General features: G+C 69.7%; 10 protein-coding genes. 5 read left to right on the top strand and 5 right to left on the bottom strand.

The features are described from left to right. Positions 1–55 precede the first annotated feature (55 nt). Positions 56–2494: a LuxR C-terminal-related transcriptional regulator gene (locus tag KIK15_RS05615; RefSeq protein WP_214243092.1), complete on the bottom strand. Its 2439-nt coding sequence runs from the start codon at positions 2492–2494 to the stop codon at positions 56–58. Positions 2495–2502: 8 nt separating this feature from the next. Then, positions 2503–4218, bottom strand: coding sequence for an Hsp70 family protein (locus KIK15_RS05610; RefSeq protein WP_214243091.1), 1716 nt, complete (start codon positions 4216–4218; stop codon positions 2503–2505). A gap of 333 nt (positions 4219–4551) precedes the next feature. Here KIK15_RS05610 and KIK15_RS05605 point away from each other — a divergent pair, with 333 nt between their 5' ends. The 3 genes from KIK15_RS05605 to KIK15_RS05595 all read left to right on the top strand — a co-directional run bounded on the left by KIK15_RS05605 (position 4552) and on the right by KIK15_RS05595 (position 12113). Continuing rightward, positions 4552–8601, top strand: coding sequence for an S-layer family protein (locus KIK15_RS05605; RefSeq protein ID WP_214243090.1), 4050 nt, complete (start codon positions 4552–4554; stop codon positions 8599–8601). Between the two features lie 204 nt (positions 8602–8805). Beyond that, the gene (locus KIK15_RS05600; RefSeq protein ID WP_214243089.1) at positions 8806–10647 is read left to right on the top strand and encodes a dynamin family protein; all 1842 of its coding nucleotides are present in this window, start codon (positions 8806–8808) and stop codon (positions 10645–10647) included. Beyond that, positions 10644–12113 carry a dynamin family protein gene (locus tag KIK15_RS05595; RefSeq protein WP_214243088.1) on the top strand — a complete coding sequence of 490 codons (1470 nt, stop codon included), beginning with the start codon at positions 10644–10646 and terminating at the stop codon, positions 12111–12113. The genes KIK15_RS05600 and KIK15_RS05595 overlap by 4 nt, the downstream gene beginning before the upstream one ends. 213 nt (positions 12114–12326) lie before the next feature. On the opposite strand, the gene KIK15_RS05590 is transcribed toward KIK15_RS05595, so the two are convergent. Together KIK15_RS05590 and KIK15_RS05585 are read right to left on the bottom strand one after the other, a co-directional pair. Next, a complete protein-coding gene (locus KIK15_RS05590; RefSeq protein ID WP_214243087.1) occupies positions 12327–12848 on the bottom strand; it encodes a hypothetical protein in 522 nt (173 codons plus the stop codon). 635 nt (positions 12849–13483) lie between these two features. Further along, positions 13484–14032, bottom strand: coding sequence for a hypothetical protein (locus tag KIK15_RS05585; protein WP_214243086.1), 549 nt, complete (start codon positions 14030–14032; stop codon positions 13484–13486). A gap of 177 nt (positions 14033–14209) precedes the next feature. On the opposite strand from KIK15_RS05585, the gene KIK15_RS05580 reads away from it, so the two are divergent. Next, positions 14210–15298, top strand: a complete 1089-nt coding sequence (locus KIK15_RS05580) for a hypothetical protein (RefSeq protein WP_214243085.1) — start codon at positions 14210–14212, stop codon at positions 15296–15298. A 1-nt stretch (position 15299) separates the two neighbouring features. Here KIK15_RS05580 and KIK15_RS05575 read toward each other — a convergent pair whose 3' ends face one another. Further along, entirely contained in the window at positions 15300–16445 is a 1146-nt protein-coding gene (locus KIK15_RS05575; protein ID WP_307851744.1) for an FAD-binding oxidoreductase, read from the bottom strand. Between the two features lie 79 nt (positions 16446–16524). Here KIK15_RS05575 and KIK15_RS05570 point away from each other — a divergent pair, with 79 nt between their 5' ends. Next, positions 16525–17652, top strand: coding sequence for an amidohydrolase (locus tag KIK15_RS05570; RefSeq protein ID WP_214243083.1), 1128 nt, complete (start codon positions 16525–16527; stop codon positions 17650–17652).

Genomic DNA, 17652 nt, shown 5'->3' with positions numbered 1-17652 from the left:
CGCCCATCGACGTCATAAACCACGGGGCAGAGCCTAAGCCGGGGTACACCTCCGGTCAGGGGGTGCGGTCGGGGTCTCCGTAGCCGGCGGCGCGCAGGATGGACAGAAGTTCCGAGCGGGACCGGGCGTCGAGGCGGCGTCGGATGCGGGCAACATGGTGCTCGACGGTTTTGGCCGAGATGTAGAGCACCGCACCGATCTCGCGGTAGGTGAGGCCCAAGACCAGCTGTTGCGCAACCTCGGACTCGCGTTCGGAAAGGTTCAGGCCGGTGGCGCTCGCGGCGGAGCTCGGGGCCGACCCGATCGAGCGCGCCGTCTGTAACAGGCTGGTGGCGTCAGCAGTGTCGTCGACGCGCAGAGCGCCCTCGGCGGCCAGCCGGGCACCGTCGAACGCCAGACCCACGCGTTCGAGACTGCGCGCAGCGGAATCGATCTCGGCGCCGCTCACCGGTGGGTCGGCGTCCACACCCTGCCGTACCCGCAGCCACACCCGCCCGGCCTGGGCCAGAGTCGCCGCATATGAGCTTGCCCCCGCCGCCGCACCCAGCGCGCGAGCGTGGGGGACCAGGTCGTCGGGTCGGTCGGCCAGCAACGCCGCCTGCACGCCGTACCAATGCCAGGCCGCCGCCCACGACGGCGGATCACCGAGGGCGGCCAGCAACGCACCGGCATCGGCCACCAGGTGGCTCATCCGACCGACGTCGTCGCAGCGGATGGCCGCCAACCACAACTCACCCAACGCGAGCAGCGTGAACAGATCCGCCTGCGCCTCGGCGACCACCGGGGCCGCGTCCCGCCACGCCTGCGCCAATGCGCCGGAATCCCCACGGCGCCGGGCGATCCCGACAGTCAATGCGTGCGCCACCAGTGCGTCGCGTTGCACGGTGGCCGTCACCGAGCCTGCGCGTGCGGCGGCCTCGGTGAGGTCACCTGCCGCCATTGCCACCCAGGCGCGCATCAGCTCATTCTGGACAGCTGATGTTTCGCCGTCACCGCCGGAGCGGTCGAGGACTGCGCGCGCTCCGTCGAGGTCCCCACCGTGCAGACACATCGCCACCGCGACCCCGCGCGCCCCCTCCGGGTCCATCGGTGACCCGCCGCGCATCGACACCGCGCGCAGCACCGCGCCCAGGGCCGGCCCGGCTGCGGCATCCACCGAGTCCAGCAGGCCCCGTGCGATCAGCTCGGCGGCAGCGTTTTCCGCAGTCGGTGGGGCCGATCCGGTGGCGGCCAAGAACTCGGTGGCGGCGTGCCGATCGCCGGTGGCGATGGCGGCCACCACGGCACGGGCGGCGTCGGCACCGATCCGATCCACACCCAGCCAGCGGAACAATTGCACTGCCCGCGAACAGTTCCCGCGCCGCATCGCCACCGCAGCGGCGATGTGGACCCCGATGGCCTCCCGCTCGGGAGTACCCGCCTGCATCGCCTCGTCGGCCACCTGTTCGGCGATCTCCAACTCGTCGGCGGCCAGGGCCGCGCTCGCCAACGCGCGATCTACGTCGGTGGCACCGGCGGCTCGAGCAGCCTGCCACAGCAGCACCGCGCGGTGCCCGCGGGCGGCCGCGGCAAACTCGGTCAGCGCCTGCGCCAGCTCGCCGTCGACCATGCCCGCCTCGGCCGCGGCCAACGCGCGGTCGGCGGTCAGGGTGCGGTGGGCGCGTTGCACCGAGATCAGCATCCGGTCCAGCTCGGCGCGCCGAGCTGACCCCAGCACCGCATCGAGTACGGATGCGGCCGCGGGGACCAGCGCGTCGGCGGCGTCGAGGACTCCGCTGCCGCGGGCCTCGTCGATCGCATGTCGGGCGGCGTCGGTGTCGATTGCTGCGGTCTGGGCCACGGTGTCGATGTCCAGTCCGGCGCCGGTGCCGGCGATCACCAAGGCCACCAGCACGGTCGGATCCAGCCGCCGAATGCGGCGGTGCAGGGTGCCGTTGATGGTGCGACGCACCAGGTCATCGAGATCGGTTGCGTCATCGGCACGCTCACCCACCGCGGCGATCACCGCGTCGATCACCTCGCGGTTGCCCGCCACGTCGGTGACGACGGCGGCGGCCGATGCGGCCAGGATCTGATGTCCCGAACGAGCCACCACGCCGCTGGTGGTCAGGGGTGCGACCATCAGCACCCGACCCCGGCCCCGGACGGCTGCGAGTAGATGGTCGAGGGCGGGGTGATGATCGCGCGGCTCGCAGGCCACCGCGACGGTCACCTCGCCGCGCGTCACCGCTGTGGTGGTGGCACGTAAGGTCTCGTCGTCGAGCCGGTGGGCGTCGTCGACCAGCATGACGTCGTCGTCCAGCGCCCGCGCGATGGCCTGCAGCACGATGGATTTGCCACTGCCGCCCACGCCGACGACAGCCACTGCGCTCGGATGGCCTGCGGCGGCGGCCAACTCGACCACCAGAGCCTGCGCATCAGGCATCCCGGCGAGTGCGCTGCGTCGGCTGGGTGGTGAGGTGATGATCGTCTCGCGTTCGGTGGGCACGGTCATCGGATGCGTCAGTTCCCGGTCCCGGTACCCGTTCCGGTCCCGGTGAGCAGCCCGCTGATGCCCTGACCGATCTGTCCTGGGATCTCGGCCAACCCGGGCAGCGCCGGCAAGGTGGGTCGCGGCAGGGTGGGCACGGCAGGTGCGTCCGGAACTGTGGGGACGTTACCGCCGGAATCGCCTCCACCAGAATCGGTTCCGCCCGAGTTGCCGTTGTCACCGGATCCCGGTGAGGTGCCCGACGACCTGGGCGGGATGGTGTTGCGGACCGACGTGGGCACCGAGGCGGCGCCGGGTCGGGGGGAGGCGGCGGCGGGCGCAGGGGCGGGGGTGGCCACCGGTGCGCTCGTGCTCGCCGCGGCGCCCTGCCCGGCTGCGGTGCTCGCCGGTGCCGCGGTGGTGCGCGGGGCCGTCGACGGGGTGGACGCGGTGGGTTCTGCGGCCGGCTCGGTGGTGGTGGTGGGACCGGACTTCTCGGTCAAGGCCGTCCCCACCGACAGGCCACCGGCGGTGAGCACCGCCAGGCCCGCAGCGATACCGCCGATGAGTGTGAGCCGCTTTGCCTTTCCCATCGCGGGCGTGGCCGTGGCAAGTGTCGACCGGGGGGCCGGTGCGATGGCTCGGCTGGTGCTGGGTCGCTGGGTACCCTCCACACCGGTGACCGGGATCGTATCCACAGCGGCTGCAGCGCCGGCGATCTCGTCGGCCAACAGGGCTGCGCCGAACGCCGAGGTGGTCACCGGGTCGGCGTCGACGATCACCGGTACCCGCAGCGTGGCCGAGAGCAGTTCGCTGACCAACGGCACCGAGGCGCCGCCGCCTGCGGCCACCACCGCGGTCACATCCTGCATCGAATGACCCGCTGCGGCAACAGCTTCACTGACCATGGCCACCGACGCCGTCACCTGCTCACGCAGCAGGTCCTCGAGTTCGGCTCGTACCAGCCGGGTCTCGGTGCGCAGGCCCGGCAGCGACACCACGACGGTGGTCTCGGTGTCGGTCGAGAGGTTCTCCTTTGCGCTCGCGCAGCGGGCACGTACCTGCGACAACGCGCTGACCGTGGTCGGGTCGAACGGGTCGATGACATCGACCGCGCCGACTGATTCCAGCACGTGGGCCAGGATCTGCTGATCGAATCCGGCGCCGCTGATGTCCTCGACGTGCAGCGGGCGACCGATGATCGCCGACTCGGCGCCGGTGGCCACCACCGAGATGTCCACAGCGGTGGCGCCGAGGTCGTAGACGACCACGATGTCGTCGCGGCCGGCCGCCGGGGAGTCGGTGGCGGCGATCAGGTCGTCGCGGGTGGCGTAGGCCGCAGCGATGGTCGCGATCGCCTCGGGCACGATGGTGATGTCGACGAGACCGGCCTTGTTCGCCGCGGCCCGCAGGGCATCGATGGCGTAGGGCTGCCAGGTGTTGGGAACGGCTACCACCACAGCGTCACCGCCGAGTTCGGTCTCCAGCATCGTCAGCGCACGGGCGTACACCTCGGCGGCCTGGTGTGAATGACCTCCTGCGTCGATGAGACCCACCGGGTCACCGACGCGCTGGGTGAAGCCGACCAGAGAGGTCGAGGCCGAGGTGGCCGAGCCGCTGCGCGTGGCCAGCTGTGCGGCGACGACGTCAGCGGTGTCGCGCACCACGGCGTCGAACGTGTGCGACGGCGTGCTCGACACCGCCACCGAGGTGGCAGCACCGATCTTGAGCCCGAGTCCAGCGGCCATGGTCGTCGACTCCTACGTAGTGGTGAGCGACAGCGCGGCCCCCCGCCTGCGGTGTCAACGCATACCCCCTGCATGCGTGCGTACATGTTCCTTCGCCATGTCGTATTTCCGACATCGCGCGTTACGTGCGCTCGGCGAGCAGAGGGCAGATCCCCTAACCCCCTAACGGGGCGCGTTCGGCGGTGGGGGAGCGGGCAGGGGGATGGGAGGGGGATCGACCCCGTTGGCCCGGGGCGCGGCGAAACCTAGCGTTTGTGCCAACGGATCCGTTCGGCTGCTCCCCCGGTCGCTCGCGGTCTGCACGACCTGCCCCACGGTCCCTAAGGAGTTCCGATGCCCACCACGAATGCGATCCTCGACTTCATCCTCCGGTTGCTGCGCGATGACAAAGCTGCTGCCGCCTACCTACGCGACCCGCAGGCGGCCCTCGACGCGGCCGGCCTGTCGAACCTGTGTGGCGCCGACATCGCCGCCGCGGCACCGATGGTCGCCGAGTCGGGACTGTTCCCGGCGTCGTCGAAGTTGGTGTCGTTGCTGGGCAACCCCACCCCGGCGGCGACTGTCGTCGGAGTCGGTGGCGGTGCACTCGGCGGTGTGGGCGTCAACGTCGGTGGCGTGGCCGCCGGTGGTGTGGGCGTCAACGTCGGCGGGGTGTCAGCCGGCGGGGTCAACATCGCCCTGGGCGGTCTGGCGTTCGGCGGTCTGGGCCCGATCGCCCTGGGCAACATCAACCTGGGCGGCATCAACTTCGGCAACCTGTCGCTGGGCAACATCAACCTCGGCGGCATCGATCTCGGCGCGATCGGTTTTCCCGCGGTGAACCTCAGCAACCTGGTCAACCTCGGTCTGGGTGGCCTCAACGTGGGCGCTCTCGCCCCCGGCGCCGTCGCGCTGGGTGATCTGGCATTGGGCGCGCAGCTCTCGGCGGTGTTGGCGGCCTCGCTGGCCGGCGCGCTCAACGTCGGCGGCAGCGTTGCGGCTGCACTCGGTGCATCCCTGGGGGCTGCGGTCAACGCGGCCGCCGCACTCAACAGTGCGATCGCCGGGGCCCTGGGTCTCGGTGGTGCCCTCAACGTGGGTGCGGCCATCGCATCGTTGTTCACCGGTGGGCTGGGGTTGAGCGCAGGTCTGGGCGCGCAGCTGGCGGGAACCATCAACGCCGCACTCGCCGCTACCCCAGCACTTGTCGGGACGGTCACCTCGGCCGTCGGCATCGGTGGTGCCCTGTCGACGGCGCTGAGTGCCGGTGGTGCCCTGTCGGGCAACGTCGGTGCCGCCCTGGGCGCTGCGCTGGGCGCGACGGTCGGTGCATCGGGCGCGTTGGCCGGTGATCTGGCTGCGGCCCTGTCCGGCGGTCTGGGTGTGGGTACCGCGCTGTCGAGTGTGCTCGGTGGTGCGCTTGGACTGGGTCTGGGTGCTGGTGTCGTCGGACAGCTCGGGTCGGCGTTGACCGGTGCGCTGGGTGTGACCGGTGGACTGGGCGGCGCGGTGGCCGGGGTGCTGAACCCGACCGTGCTGGCCGGACTGAGCGGCACTCTGAGCACCACACTGGCCGGTGCCCTGGGCACCACGCTGGGGGCTGGTGGCGTGCTGGGCGCCGACCTCGGTACCGCGCTGGGCGCGACACTGGGTGCGGTCACCGATGTGACCGGCCTGCTTGATCTCTCGGCTGCCGCCGGCTTGGGCGCGGGCCTGGCCGGTGCGCTGACCGGTGCGCTGGGTCTGGGTGGCGGTGTGACCGCAGCCCTGGGCGCCGCGCTCGATGCCGCACTCACCGCAGGCGGTGGCCTTGACCTCGCTGCCGTGCTGGCCGGCGGCGGCAACCTCGGACTGGCGCTGGGCACCACCCTCAACGGTGCACTGGCCGCCGGTGGCCCGATCGCGGCCAACCTCGGTGTCGCCCTCGGTGGCGTACTCGGCGGGGCGCTGGGCACCACGGTCGGCGCCGGTGGGGTGCTGGGTGCGCAGCTGTCCGGTCTGCTCGCCGGGGGTGTCGGACTGGGCTCGGCCCTGTCGACGGTCCTGGGCGGGGCGCTCGGACTCGGGGGTGCTCTCGGACTCGGTGGTGTCGGGTCCCTCGGCGGTGCACTGTCGGCGGCTCTCGGCGCCGGTGGCGTGGCCGGTGCCAACCTCTCGGCGCTGCTGGGGACCGGCCTGTCGGCGCAGCTGTCCACCGCGCTGGGCGCCGCGCTCGGTGCCGGCGGCACGGTCGCGGGCAGCCTCGGTGCGGCCCTCGGCGGGGCGCTGTCGGTCGATCCGGCGTTGGGTCTGGGCAGCACGCTCGCGGTCGGACCGCTCGGCGCGGCACTGAACACGCTGCTCGGCGCCGACGTGTCGACGCTGCTGGCGGGCAACGCCGACCTCGGAGGGCTGCTGTCGGGTGCGCTGAGCGCCGGTGGCCCGCTGGCCGCCACCCTCGGAGCAACCCTGGGTGCGGCACTGGGTACCGGACTGACCGGGGCACTGGGCACACAACTCAACGGACTGCTCGCCGGCGGGGTCGGGCTGAACACTGCGTTGTCGACCGTGCTGGGCGGGTCGCTGGGGCTCTCCGGGGCCGCTGATCTCGGGTCGTCGCTGGCGGCGGCACTGCAGGCCGGTGGCCTGTCTGTGACCACCCTGACCACTGCGCTCTCGGGTGGTCTGGCCGGCGGGCTGTCCGGTGCGCTGGGTAGCACCCTGGGCGCCGGCGGCGCCCTGGGCGCGCAGCTGGGTGCCACCTTGGGCACCCTGCTCACCGGGGCGGCCGGTCTGGGCGGTTCGGTTGCCCTGGATCCGGCGCTGAGCCTGGGCGGTGGGCTGGCCACCCAGCTCGCAACCGCTTTGGGCGTCAACGGAATCGGCGTCAACGGGATCGGCGTCACCGCGCTGGGCGCATCGCTGGATGCGGTGCTGGCCGGCGGCGGTGTCGCCGGGGCCACCCTGGGCTCTGTGGTGGCCGGCACCACCGACCTGTCCACCGCGCTGTCGACGGCGCTCGGTGCGGGCGGCACCGTGGGGGCCGGTCTCGGCGCCTCGCTGGGCACCGTGCTGGGCACCGCGCTGGACGGCAGCCTGGGCGCCCAGGTCGCCGGTCTGGTGGCCGGCGGCACCGGTCTGCAGACTGCGCTGTCCACCGCCCTCGGTGGCGCTGTGGGACTCGATCCGGCTGTGTCGCTGGGTACTTCGCTCACCGGTGTGTTGGGCACCGCCCTCGGTGGCTCAGCGGGTGCAGGGCTGGGATCGGCGCTGGACGGCTCGCTGACCGCGGGCCTGTCGAGCACCCTTGGCGCAGCGCTGGGAGCCGGCGGATCCGTCGGCGCGGGCCTCGGTGCCGCACTCGGGTCAGCGTTGGGTGCCTCTGCGGTGATCGACCCGAACGTGTCCATCGGCACCTCGCTGGCCACGTCGCTGGCCACCGGGTTGGGTCTGACCGCCGATGATCCGGCCGCCCTCAACGCCGCCGGGGTCGGTCAGCTGGCCGCTTCCCTGGACTCCGCGCTGGCCGGGTCGGCGGGTGCATCGGCCGGCGCCGGCCTGCAGACCGCACTGTCGAGCGCGCTGGGTGCCGGTGGCACCGCGGCGGCCGGGGTGGGTGCCTCGCTGGGCACCGTCCTCGGGTCGGCTGCGCAGGGTGGTCTGGGCTCCTCGCTTGTCGGTTCGCTGGCCGGTGGCGCCGATCTCGGCACCGCACTCGGCGGCGGGCTGGGCACTGCGCTGAACCTCGACAGCGGACTGGCCGGATCGTTGGGCACCGCCCTCACCGGGGCGCTGGCCGCGCCCGCCGTCACCACGGCTGCCACCACCGGGGCCGCGGCCACGCTCGCTGCTCCGCTCTCGGGTGCCACAGCGTCGTCGCTGGGTGCCGGACTGACCACCGGGCTGGGACTCTCCCCCTCGATCTCTGCCCCTGCCGCCGGAGCGTTGGACCCCACGCTGACCTCCGGTACCGCCCTCGGTGGCACCATCGGCGCTCCCCTCGCCGCTGGTGCCACCGGGTCGGGCCCCCTGATCGGATCGGGACAGGTCGGATCGGGGCAGGTCGACAGCGTGGTGCAGACCGGTCTGGGTCTGGGGTCGGGCATCGACGCGGCCCTGCCCGGCGGTGTTGCCGTCCCGGCGGCATCCACCCCGGCGGCATCCACCCCGGCGGCATCCACCCCGACCGCATCCACCCCGACCGCCGACACCGGGCAGCCGACCCCCCACACCGGGTGGTCGGGGCTCGACGCCAACAGCACCTTCGGCGCCGATGCGCACTCTGCGCTCGGTGGTCTCACCGGCGGGCTGACCAGCGGTCTGACCGGTGGGTTGACCGGGCCTGACGCCTCGGCGCCGGGTCACACCGATGCCGGCGTGACCACCCACCACACCACCGACACCGGGCACGGCCTGGTGCCCTGACCCGGTGGTGTGAACCGCAAGGCTTGTCAGCTGGACCACTCGGTTGCCCCGAACTGCCGAGGCGTGCCAGATCTGACAGCGTCGGCCCCGTACGCTGATCGATGGCGTACGGGGCCGATGCGGTTCGCGGGGTTCACACCGGACACGTTTGCCCCACCGAGAGTCGTCTCGACACACACCGACACGCGAGGTCGCCGACACCCCATGCAGCCCACCCCGACTCACCCCGATCACGTCCCCGGCAGGCCCGCCACGCCGTCGGATCAGCTGGCCGACCTGCTGGCGCAGATGAGCCAGATCGCCTCGGGCGTACACCGCCCCGATCTGGCCGACCGTCTCGACGGGGCACGCACCCGCGTCACCGATCCGCGGCTGCGGATCGTGGTGGTCGGTCAGCTCAAGCAGGGCAAGAGCCAGTTCGTGAACTCGCTGCTCAACCTCGAGGTGTGTTCGGTCGGCGACGACGAGACCACCGCGGTGCCCACCCTGGTGGCTCATGCCCAGGAGGCCGCTGCGCATCTGGTGCTCGATCAGCCCGGCGGGCAGCCCACTCGGGTCTCGGTGCCCATCGAGCAGATCCACGACATCACCCCGGCGAGTCCGTTGGCCGGTGGTCGCGACATCGTGCGGATGGAGATCGGGGTGCCCAACGCGCTGCTCGCCGACGGCCTCGTCGTCGTCGACACCCCCGGCGTCGGGGGTCACGGGAACCCGCATGCGGCAAGCACTCTGGGGCTCATCCCGTCCGCGGATGCGGTGTTTGTGGTGTCCGATGCCAGCCAGGAGTTCACCGAACCCGAGCTGGGTTTCCTCCGGCAGGTGACCACCCTGTGCCCCACGGTGGCCTGTCTGATCACCAAGATCGACCTGTACCCGCACTGGCGGTCGGTGGTGCAGGCCGATCGGGCGCACCTGCAGCGCGCAGGCATCGACGTGGAGTTGCTACCCATCTCCTCGCTGTTACGTTCGCACGCTTTACGTCTCGACGACGCCGCCCTCAACGAGGAGTCGGGTTTCGTCGCCCTGTACGACCATCTACGCGAGCGGGTGGTGGCGCGGGCCGATGTGGCCACGCGCGCTGCAGTCGCGGTCGATCTGCGGTCGGTGTCTGAACATCTCGCGCTCACACTCGGCAGTGAGCTTGCTGCACTGCGTGATCCAGATACCGCTGCGGCTGCGGTCGGCGGATTACAGCAGGCGCAGACCGCAGCCAGCGCCCTGCAGAAGCAGAGTGCGTTGTGGCAGCAGACCCTCAACGACGGCATCACCGATCTGGCCAACGACATCGACCACGACCTGCGTGACCGGTTGCGCGCGGTCACCCGCGAGGCCGAGAAGGCCGTTGACGACGGCGATCCCGGTAAGGACTGGCCGCAACTGTCGGACTGGTTGGCCGAGCAGATCGCGGTGGTGGTGGGCGACAACTTCGTGTGGGCCCACCAGCAATCGGAGTGGTTGGCCCAGCGGGTGGCCGATCATTTCGCCGATCACGCCGAGATCTCGTTGCCCGAGGTCGACATCGCCGACATCGACGGGGTCTTCGACCCGGTCACCGAGCTGTCCGACCTGGAGTCAGGTCGGCTGGGGCTGGGACAGAAGGCGTTGATCGGGATGCGCGGCTCCTACGGTGGCGTGCTCATGTTCGGGCTGATCACCACGTTCGCCGGGATGGCCCTGATCAACCCGATCTCGGTGGGTGCCGGATTGTTGTTGGGCACCAAAGCCTATCGCGAAGAGACCGCCGCCCGGGTGGAGCAGCGTCGCGCCAAGGCGAAGATGGCGATCGCCAAGTTCACCGACGACGTGAGTTTTCAGGTTGGCAAGGAGTCGCGTGACCGGCTGCGGTTCATCCAGCGCACGCTGCGTGATCACTTCGCCGGGGTGGCCGAGCAGACCGCGCTGTCGGTGGGCGAGTCGCTGCGGGCCGCGCAGGAGGCGGCTGCGGTGGCCGGGTCGCAGCGCACCACTCGCATCGCCGAGTTGGAGCAGCAGCTGCGTTCGGTGGCGTCGTTGAGAACTGTTGCCCAACAGCTTGATCCGGCATGAACAGCGTCGAGCGAGCTCGGGGCCTGATCCGCGAGGCGCAGGAGGTGTTCCGCGGTGACGCCGCGACCCATCGCCAGCTCAGTGACTGCCTCGACCGCCTCGACGAGCCGCTGCGGGTGGCACTGGCCGGATCGCTGAAGGCGGGCAAGTCGACACTGCTCAATGCGCTTGTGGGTCAAGACATCGCACCCACCGACGCCACCGAGTGCACGCGGGTGGTCACCTGGTATCGGCGAGGGGCCACCGCCCGCGTCACCGCCGTCTACGACGGTGACCGCACCACCGACATCCCGGTGCTGCGTCCCAACGGTCGGCTCACGTTCGACTTCGGTGGCCTCACCGCGGATCGGGTCGATCGACTCGATGTCACCTGGCCGGCGCGTACCCTGCGCTCGTTCACCATCATCGACACCCCTGGCACGGCGTCGCTGTCGACGGACGTGTCGGCGTTGACCGTTGACATGTTGACCCCGCAAGACGGCGAGTCGGGCGCCGATGCCGTTGTCTACCTGCTGCGTTCGCTCACCAACACCGATACCGCCTTTCTGGCCCGGATCGGGGAGGCGATCGGGCGGGAGTCCGGTCCGCTCGGCGTGGTGGGGGTGGTCTCGCGCGCCGATGAGATCGGGGCGGGGCGGATGGACGCTATGATGTCGGCCGGTGAGGTGGCGGCGCGCTTTGCCGGTGAACTAGAACGCACCGGGTTGTGCCAGGCCGTGGTGCCGGTGGCCGGGTTAGTGGCGTTGGGTGCGCGCACGCTGCGTGAGGTGGAGTACCGGGCGCTGGTGGAGTTGGCTGGGGTGCACCCCGATGAGTTGACCACGGCGATGCTCTCGGCCGACCGGTTCGCCGCGCCGACCACCGGGCTGCCGGTCGATGCGGCGCTGCGTGCGGTGTTGTTGGACCGGTTCGGGATGTTCGGAATCCGATTGGCGGTCACCTTGATTCGGCTCGGCGTCTCCGATTCACCCTCGCTGGCTGCCGAACTCGTCCAACGCAGTGGACTCAGCGAGTTGCGCGAGGTGATCGACGTGCAGTTCGGCCAGCGCGCCGATCAACTCAAGACCCACACCGCGTTGCTCTCGTTGTTGCGGATCATCGGTGGCGCAGGCCGATCCGGTGCGGCCGGGGTGATCGCCACCGAGGTGGACCGCATGCTTGCCGATGTGCACGGGTTCACCGAGCTGCGGTTGCTGGGCCGGCTGCGTTCGGGCGCGCTGCGTCTGCCCGAGGAGTCGCTGGCCGAGATGACCCGCATCATCGGTGGCTTCGGCATCGAGCCCACGCTGCGCCTGGGTCTCGACCCCGACGCCACACCAGCCCAGATCCGTTCGGCCGCCATCGAAGCCGTGCAGGGGTGGCGGGAATGGGCGGCGCATCCGCTGCTGGACCGCACCACCGCGCTGGCCTGCACCGCGGCCGCCCGCAGCGCCGAAGGCATCCTCGCCGACCGTCCCCACCCCTGACGTCGGCTGGGCGGAAACTCGCGTCGGTTGGGCGGAAACCGGCGTCGACTGGGCGGAAATCGGCGTCGGTTGGGCGGAAACCGGCGTCGACTGGGCATCGGCGTTTCCGAGCGCGGTGCCCCTTAGCCAGTACCGCAGGATGTTCCGATCAGTTCCGTCGCCCAGTTCGACAGGGTGACCTCGCTCGCTGCCGGCTTCCCCGCTACACCGACGTCAGCGGACGTCCCAGATCGTCTGCTCCAGGTCGTTGATGACGACATCGCGGGTGGGCGCCCCGCTGAAGGCGAGTCCCGACCGGACACGGTAGAGCGTGTCCTCGAACATCGCCTCACAGATGTCATTGACCCAGTCGAAGGCGTAGGGACCCATGATCGTTCGCATGCCCTCGCAGGTCTCTTTGGACAGCCCCGTCGGCTTGATGTAGTCCTGCTCCTGATTGGGGGTTCCCGCGTAGGGATCTTTGAGATGGATCTTGTACGGAGCAATCCCAGGGCACTCCCCGCCCTTCTTGTAGTTGACGATGATCCAGGTGCGGTACGGGTAGGCGTCTGCGGGCTTGTTGTTCCACATGAACCGCTGACCGTTGTGGCGGGTGGCGTAGTCCGCGTAGACGCATACGCGCCGATTGGTCAACGCCGATGCGTCGCCGGCGTGGAAGACCACGAGGCCGAGCGCTGCTGCGAGCGTCAGAACCAAGGAGGTGGCAACGCGGCTGACGGATCTTGACGAATTCACTATCGTGTCTCCTGAATTCAGATTGGTATTTGGGCCGTGGATGACTGGCCAACGGAAAGTAGCAGGATTCCTGGCCGCATGTTGGTTTGTCGGGAAGTTCCCGAGGGCCGACAAAACCGGCAATTATGAAAAACCGCCCCGGTCATGGTTGGGATTGCCGGGGCCGCCCCCGTCGCGGGACCGATCGGCGGCGCGCCCGGAAGGTTGTACTCTCCGCCGTTCGAGCTCAATCATGTTGCGATGAAACATTGTTCGTGACAGGCGCGGAGGTCGGGAGTGTGTATGAGTCACATCGACCGAATCGATGATCCAGGCGGAGAAATGCCATGACTGAGCCCGCCGGGTGTCGGTGCGGTGAAATCATGACCCGGCTCGACCACGGTCGAAAAATGCTCGATTCGGACTTGATCAACCGATTGTGGATTTCGCGGAGCGGCGTGCACAAAGGAAAATGCCGATTCTTCCGACAAATGGTCTCGGCGATACGGACGGAGAACAATCTCAGGGCCTCTGCGCTGACCCCGCTGCTGAAAACGTCCCCTGGGCGGGGGGCCGAGGGCATATTTCCCTCCACCTGAGGCCACGGGGACGTTTTCAGCAGCGCAGGGTTGGGAACTCCGGCTCAGGGGCAGGAGTCAGCGGCGGATCGGCGCTGCGCGCAACCACGCGGTCACCGCGCCCAGGTGCAGCAGAACTGTGGCCACCACGGCCAACCCCGCCACCACGTAGGGCAGGACCAGGGCGGCGACGTTCACCGCGTCGCGGGCTGGAGCGATCACGGTGCCGAAGCCGATGGCACCCGCCGCGGTCAGCACACCCATCACACTCAACACGGCCCGCCCGGCCATCACACGATCGCGCACCTGGTAGCAGCCGTAGCTGACCACGATCAGCACGATCGCCGCGCCACCGGCTGATGCGACCAGCGAGATGTCGACGGTGTTGCGGATGTCCTGACCCGAGGTGGAGCGATTGTCCTCGGCCAGCGACCGGATCAACTCCGCGCGCACCGCAGCGTGCTTGACGCCCACCAACGCGGCGGTCACCAGCAGGGTGATCAGCGTGAACGCCCAGGTCACTAGGGCTACATCCACGATTCGCGGACGTTCGTCAGATATCGGCTCACGCATCGGCGTGACGGCGATCGCGGGGCGCGGCGGGCGCGGCGGCGTCTGGTCGGACATGGGGCAACTGTAGAGCCACCAGCGATGTCTAACGATCGTTGATCGGTGGTCGCAGCGGGTTATGTAACCTGCGGCGTGGATGTCCCGATATTGTCGTGAACGATCCGGACGCCGGTCCGGACTCCGCTGACCCGAGGTGGCCAACATGACGTGCGGTACCGATCGATGAGCCAGGTGATGGGCGTTTCGGTCACCGACCTTCAGATCGCGTCGGTGATCATGGAGGTGTCCACCGGGAATGTGTTGGCCCGCAACGTCGTCGACCTCGACGACGACAGCCAGGCCACCGTGTTCGATGCGATCAGCCAGCTCGTGGAGTCGGTGCCCTTCGAGGTGGACTCGGTCACCATCGCCTGCGCTCAGCGACGCATGCAGGTCGCCCTGCACAACACCATCACCTCCGGCGAGTCGGGCCAGCCGTCCTGGTTCAAACGGACCATCGTCACCGACACCCCGTTCGCTTTCGCTAATGTCGCTGCGGCACAGTCGGATCAGCGTGGGGTGGTGGTGGTCATCGACCTCGCCTCCGATGCGGTGCCGTTCAACGAACTGTCCATCGCGGCTGTCGACACCGAGGCCGCCACCGTGGTCGGGGCGGTGCAGCTGCCGTCGGGCGGTGTCCGTCAACCGGTGACCGAGATCGGTGGCGCCGCCGCGGTGGCCGCCGCTTTCGATCTGCTCCCGCGCACCGAAGCCGGGCGCAGCGGCGTGTTCGTCGTCGGGCCCGGCGGCGACGTGCCCGGGGTCGGTCCGTCGCTGGAGTACGAGACGCAGCTGCCGGTGCAGATTGCGCCCGAACCGACCTTCTCGGCCGCGCACGGAGCGGCGCTGCACGGGCGTTCCCGCGGTACCGCAGCCGCAGGTCAGAGCCGCTGGCTCATCCTCATCGGTGCCGCGGTGGGTGCCGCGGTCCTCGCGGGCGTGGTCGCTGCAGCCATCTTGCTCGGCGGCAACGAATCCAGCGACGACCCCAATCCGACCGGGGCGTCGGTGAGCGCCACCACCACGACGACGACTGTCGAGCCGACCACCACCACCTCGAGCCGCACGCGCACTCCGACCACCACCACCACCGAGGACCAGCAGGTGGCGCCGCCCCCACCGCCGCCCGCACCGTCGACGGTGACCGTCACGCAGAAGCCGTCGACGCTCACCCAGACCCGAACGGTCACGCCGACGACGACCACTACGAAACCGACGACGACCACAACCACCACGACCACGACGACCACCACGTCGACGACGACCACGAGCCCCAAACCGTAGGTCAGACCGGATCGTGCTGGATGCGGCTCGCGGGCACCCCAGCGATGATCAGCGCGCGCCGTGTGTAGTCGATCATCTCCGGCGAGCCGGCGATGATGGCTTGGTGATCGCTCCAATCCCGCTGGGCCACAGCCACATCGGCCACCCGGCCGATGTGGTGGTCCACTCCTGGTATCGGGGAGAACCCGACCTCGAGCCACCACGGGTTGTGTTCTTCCTCCGACACCGTGGTGACCGTGAGCCACGGGTTGGTGCCGGCCAGCCGGGCGAGTGAGAACCGGTCGTAGAGCTCACCCGGGTAGCGCGTGCCGTAGAAGACGTGGGTGGGAGCGGTGTCGACGCGATAGGCCATGTCGGTCAGCAGCGCCCGCACCGGGGCCAAGCCGGTGCCGCCGGCCACGAACAGGGTGGGCAGCGTGGGATCGATGGCCAACGTGCCGTGGCTCTGGGCGAACGTCCACACGTCACCTGCGGCGGTCTCGGACACGATGGAGGTGGAGACCGAGCCGCCGGGAACGGCTCGTACGTGGAACTCCAACTCGCCCTGCGGATTCGGTGGGATGGATGGCGACAGTGACCGCCACACGCGCGGCCACTGCGGCACCTGGACCTCCAGATACTGCCCGGCCACGTACACCCCCGGCGCCTGCGAGATGAGTCGAACCACGGCGAGATCCCTTGACATGCGGTACTTCTCCACCACCCGGGCGTGCCAGGTGGCCGGCCCGGTAGCGGTCATTGCCGCGCCCCGCATCACCCCGGTCGCCAGCATCATCGCCTGGGTGGTGTCGTCTGCGGTGGAGCCCTTCCAGCGTTCGCCCATCAGCCGGGCGATCTCGGTAAGCAGCGTGTCGAGGAACACCTCGTAGTGCTGCGGCGCCACACCGAACTTGCGGTGGTCGAGTCCGAGCTGGGTGAGCAGCGCGATCAGATCAGGGTGGGCGTCGAGGTCGGGAACAGTCGCCAAGATGTGGTCCAGCACACCGAACAGTGCGGCCCGCTGATGCTCCATGGTGGCGGGAAACAGCTCGCGAAGATCGGGTCGGGTGGCGAACAGCCGCGTGTAGAAGTCGGCAACGAACCCGTCGGGGTCGTGCGCGATCGCCTCGGCGACGGCTCCCAGACCCTCGTCGGCGGTGGCTGCCACGGCTGCTGATCCCCTCCTGGTCGTCGACGTCCTCGCCATACCTTGTGTACGCGATCGATGCGAAAAGTACAGTGACATGATGTCATCGCCCGCCGGTCACGGCCCGCCACCGCGCGCAGCGGTGCCCGGCATCATCGACACGCACACCCATTTCTGGGATTCCGGTGCGTTCGATCGCGACGGGGGCCTGCCGGGCTCGACCACCTATCGTTTGGCGCCGAACGTGATCGCCGATCTGCTGTTCGCCGCACGCGCATCTCGCGCCGACCGCGACGTGATCGTCACACCTCGGCATGTGGTGCGGCCGTATCTGCCCCCCGATCACCGCGCTGACGCCGAAGGGTTGCTCGACGCCGTCGGCGCCACCGTTGATGGGGTAGTCCATGTGGCGTCGTCCTGGACCGGCCATTCCCCGTTGCACGCAGCCACCGAGTCGGCCTGGATCGATTCGTTGAACGAGCTCCCCGGGACGCCGATCGCTGGGTTGGTGGGTTTCGCCGATCCCCGAGACGAGGTGTTCGCGGCCCTGCTGGATGCGCACATCGCCGCGGTGGTGCACGGGCGGTTCAGCGGTATCCGCATCGTCGCCGGGCGCCACCCGGATCCGGAGGTCCGCGATTGGTGTGACGAGGACTCGCTGTATCAGAGTCCGGCGTTTCTGCGTGGCTTCCGCCACCTCGCCGAGCGGGGTCTGATCTTCGAGGCGTGCGTCTACGCCGACCAGACGCCGGACGTGGTGGCGTTGGCTCGTGAGTTCCCCGAGGTGACCATCGTCGTCGACCACCTGGCCTGCCCCGTCGGGATCTTCGGTCCGGTAGGTCGCCACACCGGGCGCAGCGCGGCGGCTCGCGCCTCGATCCGCGCACGCTGGCGTGATCAGGTTGCGGCGCTGGCCGATTGCCCCAACGTCGTCATGAAGATCTCGGGTCTGGGGTTCGCGCTGCTCGGTTACGGCGATCAGGCCGACGGCAACATCGCTGATCAGTCGGTGTTGACCGACATGGTGGGACCGCTCATCGCACGTTGCGTGGAGGTGTTCGGACCCGATCGGATCGTGTTCGGTTCGAATTTTCCCATCGACAAGGCCAACGCCAGCATGGTGATGCTGGTCGGCTCGGTGCTGGACGTGACCGGTTCCCTGGGCGCGGATCTGGTACGGAACATATTGCGCGACAACGCGATACGGGTCTACGGGATCAACACCTGA

The sequence above is a fragment of the Williamsia sp. CHRR-6 genome, from assembly GCF_018474015.1.
GTDB lineage: Bacteria > Actinomycetota > Actinomycetes > Mycobacteriales > Mycobacteriaceae > Williamsia_A.
This window is presented reverse-complemented; position numbering and strand designations above follow the sequence as displayed.

Coding starts and splice junctions, on each gene's coding strand:
- KIK15_RS05615 (WP_214243092.1), bottom strand. CDS start 2,494: ATGACCGTGCCCACCGAACGCGAGACGATCATCACCTCACCACCCAGC.
- KIK15_RS05610 (WP_214243091.1), bottom strand. CDS start 4,218: ATGGCCGCTGGACTCGGGCTCAAGATCGGTGCTGCCACCTCGGTGGCG.
- KIK15_RS05605 (WP_214243090.1), top strand. CDS start 4,552: ATGCCCACCACGAATGCGATCCTCGACTTCATCCTCCGGTTGCTGCGC.
- KIK15_RS05600 (WP_214243089.1), top strand. CDS start 8,806: ATGCAGCCCACCCCGACTCACCCCGATCACGTCCCCGGCAGGCCCGCC.
- KIK15_RS05595 (WP_214243088.1), top strand. CDS start 10,644: ATGAACAGCGTCGAGCGAGCTCGGGGCCTGATCCGCGAGGCGCAGGAG.
- KIK15_RS05585 (WP_214243086.1), bottom strand. CDS start 14,032: ATGTCCGACCAGACGCCGCCGCGCCCGCCGCGCCCCGCGATCGCCGTC.
- KIK15_RS05580 (WP_214243085.1), top strand. CDS start 14,210: ATGGGCGTTTCGGTCACCGACCTTCAGATCGCGTCGGTGATCATGGAG.
- KIK15_RS05570 (WP_214243083.1), top strand. CDS start 16,525: ATGTCATCGCCCGCCGGTCACGGCCCGCCACCGCGCGCAGCGGTGCCC.